Raw genomic sequence first — 19,170 nt, forward strand, 5'->3', positions numbered from 1 at the left:
GGTTGGCGACGGTGTTCGGTGTGTGTGCGGCAAAGTGTGTGTGGTAATTTTCTTGACGCCGTCGCGAACCTGTGTCATACTGAAGCACATGGGGTCGAGCCCCCGAGAGAGAGATAGACCGATCCGGGAGGATCGTTCGTAGGAACTGGAGGAGAAGAGATATGCGTACCCGTAGCCTTGTTGTCGCTGTTGCCGGGACCGTCTGCGCCATGAGCGCGGTCGCCTCGGGTCAGGTCATCGCGTCCGCCACGTACTTCGACCTTCGCGGCTCGTGGGACGGCACTCTCTTCCGCGCCAACGCGGAGGCGCTCCCCGGCATGAACTCGAGCGGCTCGATCGCCCGCACGGTCGCCCCGATCGGCACCGCCGATTTCGAGCCCGGCTTCGTCGCTGGTGCGAGCCCCGCTGACTTCCGCCTCACGCTCGACTTCGTCGGCATGGGCCCCGGCGTCGGCAGCGGCACGGGCTCGTTCATCGTCACCGACGCGGACGGCGACACCGTCAGCGGCAACATCTCGGGCACCTGGATCGACGGCGGCTCGCAGGTGTTCTTCAACGGTGCGATGTCCAACGTCGTCTTCACCGGCACCTCGTTCGACGGCACGTCGTCGGGCTCGTTCAGCACGCTCTTCGGCGGCTCGGGCGTCTACGACGGCGCTGTGACGCAGCTCTTCCTCTCGCCCCCCGGCAACTTCTTCGCCACCCCGTTCGACATGGTCTCGACGGGCGCCACCATGCAGATCCTCCCCGCCCCGGGCGCTGCCGCCCTGCTGGGCCTGGGCGGCCTCGTCGTCGCCCGCCGCCGCCGCTGATCGGCACGGCTGACTCCGGTTTCCGATCAACGCCCCGGCTTCGCGCCGGGGCGTTGTCTTTTCCCGCACGCGGCGACCCGCCTCGCGTGCACCGGGTTGAAACGCGGCCGTCCGCACCATCACAGCGACGGCCCTCGTCGCGTGTCACGGATCGCACGTCTCGGATGCGTCGCGACGGGCGATGGGCAACCTGCGATGGCGGCACTTCAGGGCGTCGGCGATTCCAACGCCGCCCGGCCCGGCGGCATCGCGAACCGCTCGCGCGTCGTGCAGTAGTTGAACCCGCCCATGCGTCCGATGGCGTCGATGATGCCCGGGTCGAGGTGGTGCCGCTCGTTGATGGCGTCGTCGCGCACGTGCACCTGCACGACCTCGCCGAGCAGGACGTTCCCGCCCGCGGGCGCGCCGGGGTTCGTGCGGATGATCTGGCGCGTGACGCACTCGAACGAAACGACAGATTCGGCCACGCGGGGCGGCGCGACGCGCCGGCTCGGAGCCGGCGTGAGCCCGGAGAGGTCGAACTCGCTGTCGCCGTAGGGCAGGGGCTCGGCGCACGCGGCCATGCGCCGGGCCCACGCGTGCGAGACGATGTTTGCGACAAACTCGCCGGTGCCGCCCTCGCTCGCGGGCTTGGCGTTGCGCAGGGTGTCCTTCTCCGAGCCGTCGGCGTTGTTGGCCGGGCAGACGAGCAGGGTCATCGGGTTCGAGCCGACGCCGGCGAAGAAGGAGAAGGGCGCGAGGTTGGTGCGTCCATCGGGCGAGATCGTCGCGACCAGGGCGATCGGGCGCGGCACGATGGCGCCGATGAGGAGCTTGTAGCGGTCTTCGGCCGCGAGCGCCGCGGGATCGAGGTGCATGGGCGCATCGTAGTGTGATGCGCGTACCGTTCGACATGCCCGATCGAGTCGTTGGCTGGGCGGCGTTACTCGCGCGGTGGACGGACTTCGCCCGGTCGGCGGCGGCGTTGCCGAAGGAGGGCGAGGGCGGGCGGCTGCGCGAGGCGGTGGCGTCGATCATCGCGTTGCAGGCCGTGTTCCACGCGCTGGGCGAGATTGATTCGCTCGCGCCCGACGAGTACGCGGTGGCGCAGGACCGGGGCGAGGTGCTGATCCGCGAGCACGCCGGGGCGGTGCACGCGATCTGGCGGGGCGAGGAGATGCCGGCGGGCGTGCGGGAGATCATCGACGACGCGCGGGCGGCGTTGGAACGCACGCGGACGGCGGGCGTCGAGTGGGTGGTCGCGGGCGCGACGCTGCGGGGCGAGCACCCGGCGGAGTTGGTCTCGGGATTGATCGCGGCGGGGTTCGGGGGCGACCTGTACGTGCCCGCGGCGGGGGTGGTGCTGTCGCGCGGGTGCCCGGCGGGGTTCATGCGGGAGAAGACGGGGGCCGCCCCGACCGAGGAGGCGTGCGACGCGGTGGGGGAGTTCCTGGGCGAGGTAGACGGCCCGTCGCGGGTGTGGGAGATGCGGCAGGCGTACCGGCAGTGGGACTTTGGGGCCGGGCGGGTGGTGCGAGACTACGTGGTGCCGATGTCGGCGGAGCTGCCGGGCGGGCAGCCGCTGCTGGTGCCGGCGATCGTGGGCGGGGAGGCGAGGCCGGTGGCGATGCCGATCCGCGGGGCGGACGCGCCGCCGCCGAAACTGGAGTTTGCGGGCGACGCGCGGGGCGAGGATCGCGGGCGCTAGTATTGGCCCTTTGGTGCGGGTGAAGCCCGCGAAAGGACTTGATCGATGATGCGTCGGGCGAAGATCAGCGTGATCGGGGCGGGGAACATCGGTGGCGAGTGCGCGCGGTCGATCGCGATGAAGGAACTGGGTGATGTCGTGCTGGTCGACATCCCGAACAAGGACAAGCCCGAACTGCACATGCCGCGGGGCAAGGCGCTGGACCTGGCGTGCTGCGGTCCGGTGGAGAACTTTGACGCGAAGATCACGGGGACGTTCGAGTACGCGGACATCGCGGGGTCGGACGTGGTGATCGTGACGGCGGGCGTGCCGCGCAAGCCCGGGCAGAGCCGCGATGACCTGGTGGCGATCAACGCGGGGATCGTGAAGAACGTGGCGCAGCAGATCAAGCAGCACGCGCCCAACGCGATCGTGATCGTGGTGAGCAACCCGCTGGACGCGATGGTGTACGTGATGTGGAAGGTGACGGGGTTCCCGGCGTCGCGGGTGCTGGGGCAGGCGGGCGCGCTGGACGTGGCGCGGTACAAGGCGTTCCTGGCGATGGAGCTGGGCGTGAGCGTCGAGGACATCCAGGGGCTGCTGCTGGGCGGGCACGGCGACGACATGGTCCCGCTGCCGCGCCTGACGAGCGTGAACGGGATTCCCGTGAGCGACCTGCTGCCGGCGGAGAAGATCCAGGCGTGCGTGGAGCGCGCGAAGGTCGGCGGCGGCGAGGTGGTGAAGCTGATGGGCACGAGCGCGTGGTACGCGCCCAGCGCCGGGACGATCGAGATGGTCGAGGCGATCGTGCGCGACAAGAAGCGCGTGATCCCGTGCGCGGCGTACTGCGAGCGGGAGTTCGGCGTCGCGGCGATGAACGGGGGCAAGGGCCTGTTCGTCGGCGTGCCGTGCGTGCTGGGGGCCAAGGGCGTAGAGAAGGTGCTGACGTTCTCGATGAACGAGACGGAGCAGAAGTCGATGCACGAGTCGATCAGCCATGTGAAGGACCTGATCGGCGCGACGGTGAAGCTCTTCCCCGACCTGGCGTAGGCCGGCGTGCGGAAGCGGCCCGGATCGCGGCGGGAATGTTCGGCGGATCGACACGCGCAGCAGAGGCGGACACACGAGGGACCAGAAATGAAGCGAAGCTACCTGGTGTTGGCGGCGGTGCTCTTGCAGGGCGGGGCGGCGTGGGCGCAGGACGGCGCGCAGGGCGTGCCGGAGAAGGCCGTCCGCGAGGTGGAGCGCCTGCTCGCGGAACGGGAGAAGGCGGCCCGGGCCCCGGTGTGGACGGACCCGGAGTTCGAGGCCATCGCGGGCATGCTCCACGGATCGTGGATCTCCGACAGTGCGGTGAGCACGGTCGGCGAGGGCGATGCGAAGTCGCAGGTCATCGCGAGCTTCGCGCCGGTGCGCGTGGAGGGCGTGCCGAACGCCATGTACTGCGAAGTGGTGCGGGCCGACGCGCCGCGCGTTCCCTACCGCCAGACGGTGCTCTCGTTCGCCCGGGTCGGCGGCAAAGTCCGCATGACCACCCACGAGTTCCGGCGCAGCGGTGGGCTGCTGCCCAGCGCGTACTGGACGTGGGCGGCCCCGGAGACGTTCCCGCGCGTGACGCCCGACGACCTGGTCGCCACGATGATGGTCGACCTCACCGGCTCGGCCGGACGCTACGAGGGGCGTTCGCCCCATGCGTACCCGTCGTCGATGCACGGCGCGGTCGAGATGACGACGTCGCTCACGATCACGCCGACCTCGCTCGAGACGGCGGACCGCGGCATCGGCGCGGACGGGTCGCAGGTCTGGGGCCCGGCGCCGGGCTCGAGCACATCGTGGCAGAAGCACGACCTGGGGCTGAAGGTCCGCACGCGCGACGGCGGGCTCGTGTCGATCACCTATCCGACCGAACTGACCGGTGAGCCCGCCAAGCAGGGCGAACTGCTGACGGTGCACTACGCGGGCTACCTGCAGGACGGGCGCACGTTCGACACGTCGTACCAGCGCGGGCAGCCGTTCAAGTACGCCAAGGGCCAGCCGCTGATCGAGGGCTGGAACACGCTGATGGAAGACATGCAGGCGGGGATGGTCCGCCGGATCATCGTGCCGGGGAACTTCGCGTACGGCGAGCGCGGGCGTCCGCCGACGATCCCGCCGAACGCGACGCTGGTGTTCGACATCGAGGTGCTCGCCGTGGAGCCGGCGCCGCCGCCGCCCGCGCCGCCCGCGCCCCCGGCGGACCCGCAGGGCGAGGGCAAGCCCAAGTTCGAGGTGAAGCCCGTGGAGATCAAGCCGTCCGAGCCGAAGTAAGCGGCTTGGGCCGGTGAGCGCGGCACACATGGCGGAGCGGGACTACTACGAAACGCTCGGGGTGGCGCGCGACGCGAGCGCGGATCAGATCCGCGCGGCGTACCGCGCGCTGGCGCGCAAGTTCCACCCGGACGTGAACAAGTCTCCGGACGCAACGGCGAAGTTCTCGGAGGTGCAGCGCGCGTACGACGTGCTGGGCGACGAGACCAAGCGCCGGCTGTTCGATCAGTACGGGGTTGCGGGCGTGGAGGGCGGCGCGCCGCCCCCGCCCCGGGGGCGCGCCAGGCCGGGGGGCGCGCCCGGCACGCCGCACACGGTCGGTGACTTCGACCCCGAGGAGCTTTCGGAGATCTTCGAGTCGTTCTTCGGGCGCGGGTCGGGCGGGTTCGGCACGCGCCCCGGCGAGGGCGGGCCGGGCGGGCCGCGCGGGGGGCGCGGGCGTGCGACGCCCCGCGCCGAGCCGGAGCCGGTGCGCGCGGACGTGACGGTGCCGTTTGTGCGAGCGGCGGTGGGTGGGCCCGAGACGGTGGGCGTGCGCGAGAACGGGCGCACGAAGCGGATCGAGGTGCGCATCCCCGCGGGGGTCGAGGACGGCGCGACCCTGCGCATGCGCGGCGCGCTCGGGGGCGCGAAGTCGCCGCAGGACCTGATCCTGACGGTGCGCGTCTCCCCGCACCCGTTGTGGCGTCGGGGCGAGGGCGCGAGCGAGGGCAAGGGGCTGGACCTGTTCGTGGATCTTCCGCTGACGGTGGCGGAGGCGTTCCTGGGCGCGACGGTGACGGTGCCGACGCCGGGCGGCCCGGTTGACCTGCAGGTGCCGGCGCTCTCGGGGTCGGGGCGTCGGCTGCGTCTGCGCGGTCGTGGGATCCGCGATGACGAGGGGCGCGAGGGAGATCTGTACGCGGTGCTGCGGATCGTGGCGCCGGGGGCGCTAACGGACGAGGACAAGGCCGCGTTGATCGTGCTGGGTGAGAAGACACTCACGCCGCGTTCGGGTCCCGAGTGGCGAACGACGTGAGCGGAATCGCGGTAAAGACTTGACGCGCGAACCGCGGGCGGAGAAACTTGCATCCGAACACAGGTCGCGCCCGGCAGGACGCTGGGTCGTCGGCGGAACGCGAGGACGCCCGTGGGGCGGGGGCCGCCGGAACCGGGAGCACACAGCGGTGCTCAAGCAGCGCCATCAGGTTTTCGTGTTTCTGTTGAGCGTCGCGGACGCGGCGGTGGCGAGCTGCGCGTGCGTGCTGGCGTGGCTGGTGCGGCGCGTGCTGGTCGAGGGGCACGTGCCCTCGCCGTTCGAAGATCCGCAGGCGTGGATCCGCGAGCCGCTGCTGGTGCCGCTGGTCCCGCTGACGCTGCTGAGCCTGTGGGTGTTCGGGCTGTACCGCCCGCGCCGCGATCAGGCGCTGTGGGAAGAGCAGCGACAACTGTTGAAGGCGACGATCGGCGCGCTGGTGGGGCTGGTGGTGGTCATCTGGCTGATCGGCGGGCAGGAGATCTCGCGCGACGGACAGATCGTGCGCCTGGGGCTGGGGCTGGGCGGGGCGTCGATGAGCGTGGACGCGGGGCGCGTGCAGCTGGGCGCGCTGGGCGTGATCGGCACGACGATGGTGTGCGCGACGCGACTGATCTTCCGCGTGTCGCTGCGCCAGCTCCGCAAGCGCGGCTGGAACCTTCGGCACGTGTGCATCATCGGCACGGGGCGGCTGGCGCGCATCTGCTGCCGCACGCTTGACCGCAACTCGTGGACGGGCATCCACGTCGCGTACTTCATCTCGCACCAGGAGCACGTGCCCGCGGGCACGATCCTGCTCGGACGCCCCGTGCGGGGGGGGCTGGCGGACCTGGAATCGATCCTCGACGCCGAGTGCCCGGACGCGGTGTACCTCGCGCTGCCGAGCACGCGCGCGTCGTTCCGCCCGCAGTTGCTGCGCCGGCTCGAGAAGTTCTGCGTCAGCGTGCGCGTCGTGCCCGACGTGCACCCTCGCTACATGGCGCACGGCATGACGCTCAGCGAGCTCGACGGCATGCCGGTGCTCAGCGTGCGCGAGAACCCGCTCATGGGCCTGGGCGGGGCGGGCAAGCGCGTGCTGGACATCGCCGGGGCGCTCGTCGGCCTGGTGCTCTTCGCGCCGCTGCTCGCGGGCATCGCGCTGGCCGTGCGGGCGAGCGGGCCCGGGCCGGTCATCTTCCGCCAGCGCCGGGTCTCGCTGGGGGGCGAGGAGTTCCGCATCCTGAAGTTCCGCACCATGCGTCACGCGGCGGACGAGCAGGGCCCCGCCCGCTGGACCAGCCGCAACGACCCCCGCGTCACGCGCATCGGCCGGTTCCTCCGGCGCACGAGCCTGGACGAACTCCCCCAGTTGTTCAACGTCCTCGCGGGCGACATGAGCCTCGTGGGCCCGCGCCCGGAGCGCCCGGAGCTCATCGCCCGCTTCCGCGAAGACTGGCGGGGCTACATGCTCCGCCAGCACGTGAAGGCCGGCATGACCGGCTGGGCGCAGGTCAACGGCCTGCGGGGCGACACCAGCCTCAAGAAGCGCCTCCAGCACGACCTGTTCTACGTGCGCCACTGGTCGCTCGGGTTTGATGTCAAGATCCTGTGGCTCACGATCCTGCGGGGCTTTGCGCACCCCAACGCGCATTAGCGCCCCAACACAGCGTCCCAACGAGCACGGGCACCCGAGCGCGCGCCGTCCCCGGGCGGCTCATACCCTCTCGCCGGTCATGGCCGCGCACTACCAGGTCATCGTGATCGGCGGCGGGCACGCGGGCGTCGAGGCCGCGTGGGCGTGCGCCAACATCTTCGCCGCGTCGGGCGTCGGAGGCACAGGGCCCCGCCCCGCAGACACGGGGCCCGAAAGGCCCCGCCCCGAGCGCGAGGCCCGCGAGCCGCGGCCTGTCGCGCTCGTCACGCTCGATCCCGGCACCGTCGGCGTCATGTCGTGCAACCCCGCGATCGGCGGGCTCGCGAAGGGCCAGCTCGTCCGCGAGATCGACGCCATGGGCGGGCTGATGGGCCTTGCCACCGACCTCACCGGCATCCAGTTCAAGGTGCTGAACCAGAGCAAGGGCCCGGCGGTGCACGGCCCGCGGGCGCAGTGCGACAAGCACGCGTACGCCGAATGCGTGCGAGCGCTCATCGCGTCGCGCCCGGAGATCGACGTCGTCGGCGGGAGCGTCGAGCGACTGCTGGTGCGTGACGGGAAGATCGAGGGCGTTGAAGTTCGCCGGTCCGACGGCTCGCACGAGACGCTGCTGGCCAGGGCGGTGGTGCTGACGACGGGCACGTTCATGCGCGGGCTGATGCACTGCGGCGAGCAGCGCACGCCGGGCGGGCGCTTCGGCGAGGGGGCCGCGGTGGGCATCTCGGGCGCGCTGCGGGAGCTCGGGTTCGAGCTCGGGCGGCTGAAGACCGGCACGCCGCCGCGGCTTCGGCGCGGGTCGATCGAGTGGGACGCGCTCGAACCCGCGCTCGGCGACGAAAGCCCCGTTCCGTTCAGCGACCTCACCGGCGAGGGCATCATCGGGTGGGCGAGCGGGCAGGGGGAGCCTGTGCCCCAGCGCGCGGGCGAGCCTCACTACGACGAGCACGGACCGGCGTCGTCGCTCGACCGGTTTCCCGTGCTGTCGCAGGTTGAATGTCGTCAGACACGGACGACGCCCGAGGCGCACGCGCTGATCCGCGCAAACCTGCACCGGGCGCCGATGTACAGCGGGCAGATCGAGAGCGCCGGACCCCGCTACTGCCCGAGCATCGAGGACAAGGTCGTGCGCTTCGCCGAGCGCGACAGTCACGGCGTGTTCCTGGAGCCCGAAAGCCTGCGCGACGACTGGGTGTACTGCAACGGGGTCTCGACGAGCCTCCCGCCCGACGTGCAGGACGTCGTGATCCGCTCGATGCCCGGGTGCGCCGCGGCCGAGATCCTGCGCTACGGCTACGCGGTGGAGTACGACATGGTGCGCCCGCACCAGATCCACGCGACGGGCATGACCCGGCTCGTCGAGGGGTTGTTCCTCGCCGGGCAGATCAACGGGACCAGCGGCTACGAGGAGGCCGCGGCCCAGGGGCTGGTGGCGGGCATCAACGCGGCGCGCTTCGTCCTGGGCGCGGGCGAGGTGGTGATCGGGCGTGACGCGGGGTACATCGGCGTGCTGATGGACGATCTGGTGACGAAGACGCCGGTGGAGCCGTACCGGATGTTCACGAGCCGCGCCGAGCACCGCCTGTGCCTGCGGAGCGACAACGCGCCCGACCGCCTGACCCCGCTGGCGATCGAGATGGGTCTGCTCGGCGGCACGGCGCTCGGTCGTGCGCGGGCGGGCCTGTTCGAGCGGCGCGGGGCGATCATGCGCGGCCTGCACGCGGCGATCGAGCGGACGGGCAAGGGCGAGCGGGGCCTGGCGCACCGATGCCGCTCGGACGTGTTCGAGGCGGGCGACCTGCGGCGGGAGTTGGACGCCTTGGGCGCGCTGCCCGCGGGGCTGCCGGCGCGCGTGCTCGACGGCGCGATCCGCACGGTGCACGCCGACCGCCGGTACGAGGCGTACGTGGTGCGTCAGCGAGCGGACGTGCGGCGTCGGGCCGACATGGAAGAACGTCGCCTGCCCGAGGGCGTGGACTACCGCGTGCTGACGCATCTGCGGGCGGAAGCGCGCGAGGCGCTGCACCGGTTCCGCCCACGAACGTACGGGCAGGCCGGGCGCCTGGAGGGAGTGACGCCAGCGGACCTCACGCTGCTCGCGGTGCTGCTCGAGAAGGCGCGCCGCGGCGAGGGCCGGGCGACGGGGTAGGATCGCGGATGCTCGCGGTGCTCGCACAGCAGGGCGTCTCGCACGCCGGTGTTCAGTTGCTCCTGGTCGTGGCGACGGCCGGGGCCGTTGCGCTCGCGTTGGGGCGGCTGCGGCTGCCGACGGTGCCGGGATACCTGATCGCAGGCGCGATCATCGGGCCTCACACGCTCGCGCTGGTGCAGGACTCCGACGAACTGGCCTCGATCGGCAGCCTGTCGACGATCCTGCTGATGTTCGTCATCGGCCTGCAACTGGACATGACGCGCGTGCGCACCGGGCTGCTGTCGATCGTCGGGGTGACGCTGCTGGCGACGGGCACGATGGCCGCCCTCGCCTGGCCTCTCGCGTCGGCGTGGGTGGGGTCCGCCCCGGCAGGCCTGGCGCTGGCGCTGGCGTTCTCGGTGGCGGCGACGGCCGTCCCGCTGCGGATGCTGGAGACGCGCCACGAGACGCACTCGGCGTTCGGTCGCCTGGCGTTCGGCGTCACCCTGTTCCAGGATCTGATCGCGGTGGGCATGCTCGCGGTGCTCCCGCTGCTGGCGATGTGGAAGGGCGAGGGCGCCATCAGCGGCACGACCGGCGGGCTGGCGCTGCGGGGCATGGTCGCGGTGGGGGGCATGGTCGTGCTGATCTTCGGCGGGCGGTGGCTGCTGCCCCGCCTGCTGGATCAGGCCAGCCGGGTCGGCAGCGAGGTGCTCATCGTGGTGTGCGCGGGCGTCGCGCTGGGGGCGGCGATCTTGAGCGCGGTGCTCGGTCTGAGCCCGGAGATGGGCGCCTTCATCGCGGGATTCCTGCTCGCGTCCACGCCCTTTAGGTTCCATGTCGCGTCGGCCCTGCTCCCGCTGCGAGACCTCTTCCTCGCGGTCTTCTTCACCGTCGTGGGCATGTCCGTGCCCTTCATGGAGGTCCTCTCGGGCTGGTGGATCGTGCTGCTCGGGCTGCTGGCGCTCGGGGTCTTCAAGCTCGTGGGCATCGCCGGGGCGGCGTGGGCCTTGGGCGCGCCCGCCCGGCACGGGGTGCTGGCGGCGATCACCCTCGCACCGGCCGGAGAGTTCACGCTCGTCGTGCTCGGGCAGAGCAAGGGCATCCTCGACGCCCAGCACGTCGCGTACGCGACCGCCATCGTCGGGCTCTCGCTCGTCGCGGCGCCGCTCATCGTCTGGGCGGGGCATCGGTCCACCTGGCCCAACCGCATCCCGCCCGCCCCGTGGGTGAAGTCCTCGGCGCTTCGGGCGGCGTTCGCCGCCACCACCCCGGATGCGCCCCTGGCGTCGGGCGAGGCCAGCCCCCCGCACGTGATCGTGGCGGGGTTTGGCCCCGTCGGGCGGGCGGTGGCCGACGCACTGGAGCAGCGGGGGGTGCGGATCACGATCATCGAGCTCAACCCGCGCACCATCGCACGCCAGGCGACGCTGGGGCGCCAGGTGGTGTACGGCGACGTGTCCAGCCGCGGCGTGCTGGAGTCGGCGGGGATCGCGCATGCCCAGGCCGTGGTCCTCTCCGCGCCCGACGAGGACGCGATGCTCCGGGCGTGCGAGTCGATCCGGTCGTTCCGCGACGACGTGTTCGTCTCGATCCGGGTGAGCGCGCTCAGCGTCGGGCTGCGGGCGCGCGCCCTCGGGGCCGACCACATGGTCGTGGAAGAACTCGTTACGGCCGAGACGATGGCGCGCGAGGTCGCCGGTGAGCTCGACCGCCGCGCCGGGGCCCGCCCGGCGCCGTCGGACATCGTCCCCGCGTAGGCACGCCGGACGTCATTCCTTGAGTTGCTTCAGTTCGTCGCGGAGGATCGCGGCGAGCTCGTAGTTCTCGTCGGCGATCGCGCGGGCCAGCCGGTCCTTGAGTTCGGACTTCTGGCTCACCGGCAGTTTGGGCACGAGCGCCTCGCGCATGCCCCGCAGGGCCTGCACCTCGTTGCTCGCGTCGAACAACTGCGGTCGCCCGGCTTCCTCGAAGTGGCGCCGGAGCACCTCCAGCCCTTCGTCGATCGCGAGCAGGGCGGCCTTGGGCTCGCCGTCCTTGACGGCCTGGCTCGCGAGCGCCCGCGTCCGCATCATGGTGATGTACGGGCGGAACTTCTCGAGCGAGGTGCGGTCGTCCTCGGTCTCGGCGTGGGCGGCGATGAAGTCGAGCAGGTGGAGGTTTCGGGTCGTATCCCGGACGACCCGATCAAAGTCCTCCAGCACCATCAGGGCGATGTACCGGCGGTAGTACATCTCGGCCTCGTCGCGGAGCTGGCGGCAGTCGTCTTCGTTCAGCGAACGCTTCTCGGACCTTGGGTCGTCGTCCTGCGGGGCGGTGCGATTCTCGTCGAGGACTTCCTGGTAATAATCAAGGAGGCTGGAGAAACCGTGGGGGCGTTCGCCGTCGGGGCGGCCGTCCGCACGCATCTGGAGGAGGCCCATGTCGAGACGAACTTGGATGTAGGGTTCTCCGTCCTCGCCCATGATGAGCCGGCAGGAGAGTTGACCGGACTCGTAGGGCCATTCGGAGAGGATCTTGCTGATGTCCACGGCGTGCTCTTCGTTCGGATGCCGGTCGGAGCGACCGGTGACTCCACAGTAGGTTCGGCGTGGCGGCGTGTGGGGTTCGGAAGGGGGCGGGAATGCTAATGGCATGTCTTGAGGGAACTTGAAACTTTTTCCGAAAGTGCCTTGCTTTTGGCGGTGGGCGTGACAGAGTCAGAGTGGGAGGTGGTAGAGAGAGTCAGGCCCTGAAGCCTTCCCCCTCCCCAGGACGATGCAACCCCAGGACGGGCGCAGGCGAACATTCACGGTGCTCTTATGTGTCTAGAGCATCTCACGTTCGCCTCGTTCGAGTGGACGCGGGAGGAGCGGCGGTTCTCGCCGGGAAGGTAGGGTTGAGACGTGAGTGCAGTGCGTACCAGCGCCGGGGGATCGCGACGCGCGTCGAGCGGCGTCCAGAGCGACCTCCAGGTCTACCTGCGTGAGATTTCCAAGACCCCGCTCCTGACCGCCGAGGAGGAGCGTGAGTACGGCTGGCGCATCGTCAACGAGAACGATCCGATCGCGCGGGAGCGCATGATCCGGGCGAACCTGCGCCTGGTCGTCGCGATCGCCAAGAACTACGCCGGGCGCGGGCTGCCGATGTCGGACCTGGTCGAGGAAGGCAATATCGGGCTGCTGCGCGCGGTGGAGGGGTTCGACCCCGCCCAGGGCGCCCGGTTCAGCACGTACGCCTCGTGGTGGATCAAGCAGGCGATCAAGCGGGCGCTGGTGAACTCGTGCCAGCAGGTGCACGTTCCGGCGTACATGGTCGAACTGATCGCGAAGTGGAAGGTCGCGTACCGGCGTCTGGAGGCCGAACTGGGCACCACGCCCACGCTGCAGGACCTGGCGCAGGCGATGGACCTGCCGCTGCACAAGGTGCGGATCGTGCGGCGCGCCGTGAAGGCGATGCAGTCGGCGTCGAAGGGCGGGGTGAGCGAGAAGGCCGAGCTGGTGAACCTGAGCGAGATCATGGCCGATCCGCGCGTCGGCACGCCGCAGGACCGCGTCTTCCGCGAGGAAGAACTGGAAACCCTGCGCCGGCTGATGGAGACGATCGACGAGCGCGAGGCGAAGGTGCTGCGGATGCGGTTCGGCCTGGATGGGTGCGAGCCCCTGACGCTGCGGCAGATCGCCGACGAGATCGGCATCAGCCGGGAACGCGTCCGCCAGATCGTGGACGAGGGCCTGACGCGCCTGAACGAGCGTCTGTCGGGCACGCCCGACGCCGAGGCCGCCGTCGCCGGGGCCCGCGCGGGAAACTGACCCCCCGGGTGATCTGACCGCGCGTGCGCCGGGGCGTCCTGCTACCATCGGCACATGCATGAACTTCAGCGTTTCGCCGGCCGCCTGTCGCGTGCGAGGGCCTTGGCCGCTGCCGTCGTGCTCGCCTCGGGCTGCCTCGTCGCCCGAGCGCAGAGCGGTGACTATCTGAACCAGGTGAACCGGGCGTACGCGCCGATCGACGCGTCGCGCCGCAGCGACCTGGTCCTGCTGCCGCTGATGGCGAAGATGGACGCGCCCCCGCCGGAGATGGACTCGCTGGAGCGGGCGGCGTTGCTGCCGGCGAGCGCGCCGTCGTTCGCGTCGGTCGCGGCGTGGGCGGGTGCGCCCGCGCAGCGCGCGGTGCTGGACGCGTTGGCACGCGTGACGCAGGAGACGGACTGGCGCCGGGCGTACGCGTTCGGACAGCCCTACGGGTTCGAGAACGTCGAGCCCGAACTGATCGAGGCCGGGCTGTACACGCAGTTGGGCGATCCGCCCACGCTGGCGGCGGCCCGCCACGGGTACCTGCCGGCGCTCGATCGTGTGGCGATCCTGGTGAACGTGGAGGCGAGCCGCCTGGTGGGGGAGGGCAAGCCGGGCGAAGCGATCGACGTGCTGACGAACTGGGCGTACCTGTCGCGCTCGATGTGCGACCGCCAGTTCTTCGAGGAAGCGTCGTGGGGGCTGCGGTCGCTGGCGGAGGCGTTGGAGCGCATCCGCGACGTGGCGTACGTCGACAGCCGCGGCGCCCGGGCGATCAAGGTCGATCGGCTGCTGGAGCAGCTCAAGCGCCTGAGCTGCACGGAGTATCTGGACCTGTCGCGGATGCAGTTCCCGATGGCGGACCGCGCGGGGGCCGAGCAGATGCTCGCCCGCGTGTACGTGCCCCGGGGGCGGGTCGACGAGCAGAACTTCGCGTCGGCGATGGCGCGCCTGGGCGCGTCCGACCATCCGCTGCGCCTGTTCTCGGAGGCGGCCCGGTGGGGCAGCGCCGCCGGGTCGCAGGCGGACTGGAACGTGGCGACCGAGAAGGTGAAGGGCGTGTACGACGACTGGCAGAACCGGTGGCTGTTCGACTGGTTCGACCGGCGTCAGTCGCTGCGGACCTCGTGGAGCGCGGTGCAGGACGAGATCAGTTCGCTCGCGGTGCTGCAGGCCACCACGCCCGACATGGGCGAACTCGCCTCGCTGCGCCAGATCGCGAAGGTGGAGTGCGTGGGGACGCGCACGGCGCTCGCGGTGCTGGGGGCGACGTACCAGCGTCAGTCGGCCCCGCCGCAGTTGTCGGCGGTGCGGCCTCGCTGGGTGACGGAGCTGGACGACGATCCGTACAACCCGAGCACGCGTGATCGTGGGGGCAAGCCCCCGCTGGAGTTCTTCGTCCCGCAGCGTGACACGCCGGCGGGGGAGGGGGGCGTGAAGGAGCCCTACGCGATCGACGTGGTGACGAGCGACCCGTCGCGTCCGCTGTCGCTTCGCCTGACGGACGACGTGTTCGTGCTGTACTCGTGGGGCTCCGACAACGCGAAGAACTTCGCGAAGCGGACGATGAACACGTCGTCGGTGGTGCAGGGAGCGGACTATCTCATCTGGCCGCCGGTCGTGAGCCTGCAGCGCCAGCACCTGATGGACCTGGGGCAACTGAAGTGAGCGCATCCGCCGGCGACGTGCACAAGGTGGTCATCATCGGATCCGGGCCCGCGGGCTGGACGGCGGCGATCTACGCCGCCCGGGCAGCCCTCGACCCGGTGGTCTACATCGGCGTGCCCAAGCAGGACCCCGGCCCGGTGCTGCCGGGCGGGCAGTTGATGCTGACCACCGAGGTGGAGAACTACCCCGGGTTCCCGCACGGGGTGATGGGCCCGGAGATGATGGACAAGTTCCGCGCCCAGGCCGAGCGGTTCAAGACGCGGGTGATCGAGGACGACATCGTCCGGTGCGACTTCACGACGCGTCCCTTCACGCTGCACGCGGGGGAGGGGGGCGTGGTGCGGGCCCACGCGGTGATCATCGCGACGGGCGCGACGGCGAACTGGCTGGGGCTGGAGAACGAGATGCGCCTGGCCCGCTCGGGCGGGGGCGTGTCGGCGTGCGCGGTGTGCGATGGCGCGCTGCCGATCTTCCGGGGGCAGGACGTCGCGATCGTGGGCGGGGGCGACACCGCGATGGAAGAGGGCTCGTACCTCACGAAGTTCGCGGGCACCGTGCACCTGGTGCACCGGCGCGACACGCTGCGCGCGAGCAAGATCATGCAGCAGCGGTTCCTGTCGCGTCCGAACGTGAAGGCCCACTGGAACAAGGTCGTGGTCGACGTGCTGGGGCAGGACGTCATCGAGGGGCTGCTGCTCGAGGACACCGTCACGGGCGAGCGGAGCACGCTTCCGGTGAAGGGGCTGTTCGTCGCGATCGGGCACACGCCGACGACCAGGTTCCTGCAGGGCACGACGCTGGAGTTCACCGACAAGGGCTACCTGATGCTGCGGTCGCGCTCGAGCCGCACGAACATCCCGGGCGTCTTCGGCGCGGGCGACGTGGCGGACAGCGAGTACCGCCAGGCCGTCACCGCCGCGGGCATGGGGTGCCAGGCGGCGTTGGACGCCGAGCGGTGGCTCGCGGCCGAGGGCATCCACTGAGCACCGGGGAGAGGGCAATGGCGCACGCGTCCCAGGGCGAGCCGCTGCGGCTGCACATCGGCGGGGAACACGCCGCGCCGGGCTGGAAGATCGTCAACATCGACCCCGCCCTGCCGCACGTCGACTTCGTCGGCAGCGCGACCGACCTCTCCGCGTTCGCCGACGCCACGGTCGACGAGGTGTACGGCTCGCACATCTACGAGCACCTGTCGTACAGCACCGAGCTGCTGCAGGCCTTCGGCGAGGTGCACCGCGTGCTGAAGCCGGGCGGGGTCTTCAAGCTCGGCGTGCCCGATCTGTCCGTGCTGTGCGCGCTGTTCCTCGATCCATCGCTCACGCGCGAGGAGCAGTTCTACGTGATGCGGATGATCTACGGCGGGCAGACCGACGCCTTCGACTACCACAAGGGCGGGTACAGCTTCGAGCTCATGGGCGAGTTCATGCACGCCGCGGGGTTCCGGCGCATCCAGAAGGTCGACGGGTTCAACCTGTTCCCCGACACGTCGAACATGACGTTCCGGGGCATGCCGATCAGCCTCAACATGCAGGGCGTCAAGCCCCGCCCGGGCGAGCCCGAGCACGCCGCCTGACGCGCGCGGGCGAACTCGCGTTCGCGGAGCAACGCCGGTAGCATGCGTCCCCGTTGGGGGAGGTGGCGTGATGCGGCACTGGGTGGCGGCGGCGGCGTGGCTGGTGGCGATCGCGTGCTTCGGCGGCGTGTCCCGGGCGGACGACGCGCCCACGCCGGTGCGCGCGGGGATCTTCATCGTGCAGTTGACCGAGCCCGACCTGCGCGCGGGCACGTTCCAGAGCGTCTTCTGGCTGTGGTTCCGCTGGCGGGGCGACGAGTCGCTGAACCCCATGCAGAAGTTCGAGGTGGTGGGCGGGCAGGTCGAGTCGCTCGACAACGAGGACGCCCGCACGCACGACGGCGAGCACTACCAGATCGCGCGGGTCCGCGCGACCATCCGCCAGACCTTCGACATCGCCCGGTTCCCGCAGGACGCCCACGACCTGCGCGTCGCGGTGGAGGAGACCACCGCCTCGGTGTCGGGCATCGTCTACGTGCCCGACGAGCTCAACAGCCGGCTGGAGCCGGGCGTCACGCTCTCCGGCTGGACGATCGGCGCCCCGCGCGTCGAGGCGGGCGAGAAGCTGTACGCGAGCAACTTCGGCGATCCGGCGCTGCCCAGCGAGTCCGAGTCGTCGTACGCGATGTTCTCGATCGTCGTGCCCGTGGCGCGCCCGGGCCTGGGGTACACGCTCAAGCTCTTCTGGTCGATGTACCTCTCGGTCTTCGTCGCGCTCGTCGCGTTCTGGATCAAGCCGACCGACCTCGACCCGCGCTTCGGGCTGGGCATCGGCGCCGTGTTCGCCGCCATGGCCAGCGCGTACGTCATTTCCTCGACACTGCCCGACAGCAACCAGGTCACGATCGCCGATCGCGTGGTGATGTGGTCGATCGCGTTCATCGTGGTCTCCCTCATCGAGTCCACGATCGCGCTGATGCTCTGTCACGCGGGCAACGAGGCACGCGCGATCCGCGTGGACAGGGCGTCGTTCGCGGTGATGGGGGCGGGCTACGCCCTCGTGAACGTCCTGCTGCTGTCGTGACGGGCTACCCCTCGGCGCGGACGAGGTCGGCCTCGCCCAGCAGGCGGAACTCCTTGCGCCGCAGGATCTGCCCCGCGAGGGTGAGGTCGTCGACGGCGAGCGCGATGTTGGCGTGCCCGCTGTAGCTCTGCATGAGCGGGTAGGCGAACTGGATCGAGAGCTCCGCCGCCAGCAGCGAGAGGCACATGCCCGACAGCGTGTGGGGCGGGGCGATCTCGACGACGAGCACCTCGCGCGAGCTGTACGGGAGTTCTTCACGCCGCAGGATCTCGGCGGCGGCGTCGGCATTGGTGGTGATCACGCGCACCACCGCGTGGTCCGACGCCTCGTGCACCGAGACGGCGCAGATCGACGATACCGACCCCTCGAAGGCCTGCACGAGGTCGAAGAGCTTGCCCACCTTGTTCGTCAGAAAGACGCTGTACTGCGTGACCGTGGGGGCGGAATAGCCGCGGGCGGTCTCGGGCGGAAGGGGCGCGTGCGTCATGGCGCAAAGTCCGAGAACGACGCGTCGGCGGGCGCCTGCCGGCCGGGCCCCACGCCCCCGCACCCCGCACCCCGCCAACCCCGGTCGTCGGGATGAGAGTACCCCGCACGCGGCGGAGGAACAACCGGGCGCCGGCACACCGCGCGGGCGGATGTGTCGCCGCGGGCGGCGTGGTCCGGGGGACGTCAGACCTGGAAGCTGCTGCCGCAGCCGCAGGTGCCCGAGGCGTTGGGGTTGTTGAAGACGAACCCGCGTCCCATGATCTCGTCGCGGAAGTCCACGGTGACCCCGTTGAGGTACAGCAGGCTCTTGGGGTCGCAGATGACCGTCACGCCGTGTTGGACCGACACTTCGTCGGTGTCCTTCTGGGTCTCGGTGAGGTCGAGCAGGTACTGAAAGCCCGAGCACCCCCCGCCCCGAACGCCGACGCGGAGGCGGACGGCCTCCTTGTTCAGCTCCTGTTCCTCGATGATCCGGTGGATCTCCTTCGCCGCCAACTCCGTCAGCACGATGCCCGTCTGCTGGGTGGCGTCCTGCGTCTGCGGTTCGGTGGTGTGCGTGGCCATGGGTTTCCCTGAGAAAAGTCGAACTGCTCAAACAAATTACGATCGGGGCGTGGCGACGGTTCAGGCCGAGGCGCCGGAGGGCGAGGCGGTCGTCTGGGCGTTCTTGGCCTTGTAGTCCTCGATGGCGGCCCGGATGGCGTCCTCGGCCAGGACCGAGCAGTGGATCTTGACCGGCGGGAGGCTGAGTTCCTCGACGATCATGGTGTTGCGGATCTCGGCGGCCTGGTCGACGGTGCGGCCCTTCAGCCACTCGGTGGCGAGCGAGGACGACGCGATGGCCGACCCGCAGCCGAAGGTCTTGAACTTGGCGTCCTCGATGACGCCCTGGTCGTTGACCTTGATCTGCAGTTGCATGACGTCGCCGCACTCGGGCGCGCCGACGAGGCCGACGCCGATGTCCTTGCGCGTCTTGATCTCGGCGCTGGTGCCGAAGTTGCCGACGTTTCGCGGGCGCTCGTAGTGATCAATGATCTTGGGGCCGTACGCCATGAGAGCCTCCGGAGGCGAATGGTCAAATG

Annotated in this window: 18 protein-coding genes; 13 read left to right on the forward strand and 5 right to left on the reverse strand. The window is 70.6% G+C overall.

Going from position 1 to position 19,170, the window contains the following annotated elements; genetic code table 11:
* The first annotated feature begins 209 nt into the window (after window positions 1-209).
* Complete coding sequence (locus SFY69_12025) at window positions 210-812, forward strand: hypothetical protein (GenBank protein MDX2132767.1); 603 nt, start codon at window positions 210-212, stop codon at window positions 810-812.
* A 206-nt stretch (window positions 813-1,018) separates the two neighbouring features.
* Here SFY69_12025 and SFY69_12030 read toward each other — a convergent pair whose 3' ends face one another.
* Complete coding sequence (locus SFY69_12030; protein MDX2132768.1) at window positions 1,019-1,669, reverse strand: flavin reductase family protein; 651 nt, start codon at window positions 1,667-1,669, stop codon at window positions 1,019-1,021.
* Between the two features lie 35 nt (window positions 1,670-1,704).
* Here SFY69_12030 and SFY69_12035 point away from each other — a divergent pair, with 35 nt between their 5' ends.
* The 7 genes from SFY69_12035 (at window position 1,705) to SFY69_12065 (ending at window position 11,321) form a co-directional block, all read left to right on the forward strand.
* The gene (locus SFY69_12035; GenBank protein MDX2132769.1) at window positions 1,705-2,499 is read left to right on the forward strand and encodes a hypothetical protein; all 795 of its coding nucleotides are present in this window, start codon (window positions 1,705-1,707) and stop codon (window positions 2,497-2,499) included.
* A gap of 48 nt (window positions 2,500-2,547) precedes the next feature.
* Window positions 2,548-3,528 carry a malate dehydrogenase gene (gene mdh / locus SFY69_12040; GenBank protein ID MDX2132770.1) on the forward strand — a complete coding sequence of 327 codons (981 nt, stop codon included), beginning with the start codon at window positions 2,548-2,550 and terminating at the stop codon, window positions 3,526-3,528.
* 87 nt (window positions 3,529-3,615) lie between these two features.
* Window positions 3,616-4,785, forward strand: a complete 1,170-nt coding sequence (locus tag SFY69_12045) for a CpcT/CpeT family chromophore lyase (protein MDX2132771.1) — start codon at window positions 3,616-3,618, stop codon at window positions 4,783-4,785.
* Between the two features lie 13 nt (window positions 4,786-4,798).
* On the forward strand, window positions 4,799-5,803 hold the full coding sequence (locus SFY69_12050) for a DnaJ C-terminal domain-containing protein (GenBank protein MDX2132772.1): 1,005 nt from the start codon (window positions 4,799-4,801) through the stop codon (window positions 5,801-5,803).
* A gap of 175 nt (window positions 5,804-5,978) precedes the next feature.
* Window positions 5,979-7,433, forward strand: a complete 1,455-nt coding sequence (locus tag SFY69_12055; protein ID MDX2132773.1) for an undecaprenyl-phosphate glucose phosphotransferase — start codon at window positions 5,979-5,981, stop codon at window positions 7,431-7,433.
* A 79-nt stretch (window positions 7,434-7,512) separates the two neighbouring features.
* Window positions 7,513-9,579, forward strand: a complete 2,067-nt coding sequence (locus SFY69_12060) for an FAD-dependent oxidoreductase (protein ID MDX2132774.1) — start codon at window positions 7,513-7,515, stop codon at window positions 9,577-9,579.
* 8 nt (window positions 9,580-9,587) lie between these two features.
* Window positions 9,588-11,321: a cation:proton antiporter gene (locus SFY69_12065; protein MDX2132775.1), complete on the forward strand. Its 1,734-nt coding sequence runs from the start codon at window positions 9,588-9,590 to the stop codon at window positions 11,319-11,321.
* A gap of 12 nt (window positions 11,322-11,333) precedes the next feature.
* Here SFY69_12065 and SFY69_12070 read toward each other — a convergent pair whose 3' ends face one another.
* On the reverse strand, window positions 11,334-12,092 hold the full coding sequence (locus SFY69_12070) for a UvrB/UvrC motif-containing protein (protein MDX2132776.1): 759 nt from the start codon (window positions 12,090-12,092) through the stop codon (window positions 11,334-11,336).
* Window positions 12,093-12,446: 354 nt separating this feature from the next.
* On the opposite strand from SFY69_12070, the gene SFY69_12075 reads away from it, so the two are divergent.
* From SFY69_12075 to SFY69_12095, 5 genes are all read left to right on the forward strand, one after another.
* On the forward strand, window positions 12,447-13,352 hold the full coding sequence (locus SFY69_12075) for a sigma-70 family RNA polymerase sigma factor (protein MDX2132777.1): 906 nt from the start codon (window positions 12,447-12,449) through the stop codon (window positions 13,350-13,352).
* Window positions 13,353-13,406: 54 nt separating this feature from the next.
* Entirely contained in the window at window positions 13,407-15,002 is a 1,596-nt protein-coding gene (locus SFY69_12080; protein MDX2132778.1) for a hypothetical protein, read from the forward strand.
* Window positions 14,999-15,985, forward strand: coding sequence for a thioredoxin-disulfide reductase (gene trxB / locus SFY69_12085; GenBank protein ID MDX2132779.1), 987 nt, complete (start codon window positions 14,999-15,001; stop codon window positions 15,983-15,985). The genes SFY69_12080 and trxB overlap by 4 nt, the downstream gene beginning before the upstream one ends.
* Before the next feature lie 17 nt (window positions 15,986-16,002).
* Entirely contained in the window at window positions 16,003-16,575 is a 573-nt protein-coding gene (locus SFY69_12090; protein ID MDX2132780.1) for a methyltransferase domain-containing protein, read from the forward strand.
* Between the two features lie 70 nt (window positions 16,576-16,645).
* Complete coding sequence (locus SFY69_12095; protein MDX2132781.1) at window positions 16,646-17,599, forward strand: hypothetical protein; 954 nt, start codon at window positions 16,646-16,648, stop codon at window positions 17,597-17,599.
* A 4-nt stretch (window positions 17,600-17,603) separates the two neighbouring features.
* On the opposite strand, the gene SFY69_12100 is transcribed toward SFY69_12095, so the two are convergent.
* From SFY69_12100 to iscU, 3 genes are all read right to left on the reverse strand, one after another.
* Window positions 17,604-18,086: a hypothetical protein gene (locus SFY69_12100; protein ID MDX2132782.1), complete on the reverse strand. Its 483-nt coding sequence runs from the start codon at window positions 18,084-18,086 to the stop codon at window positions 17,604-17,606.
* A gap of 185 nt (window positions 18,087-18,271) precedes the next feature.
* Window positions 18,272-18,652 (reverse strand): iron-sulfur cluster assembly accessory protein, encoded by a 381-nt coding sequence (locus SFY69_12105; GenBank protein MDX2132783.1) that lies wholly within the window; start codon window positions 18,650-18,652, stop codon window positions 18,272-18,274.
* A 60-nt stretch (window positions 18,653-18,712) separates the two neighbouring features.
* Window positions 18,713-19,141 (reverse strand): Fe-S cluster assembly scaffold IscU, encoded by a 429-nt coding sequence (gene iscU / locus SFY69_12110; protein MDX2132784.1) that lies wholly within the window; start codon window positions 19,139-19,141, stop codon window positions 18,713-18,715.
* Between the last annotated feature and the right edge of the window lie 29 nt (window positions 19,142-19,170).

The organism is Planctomycetota bacterium (assembly GCA_033763975.1).
In the GTDB taxonomy this organism is placed as follows: domain Bacteria; phylum Planctomycetota; class Phycisphaerae; order Phycisphaerales; family UBA1924; genus RI-211.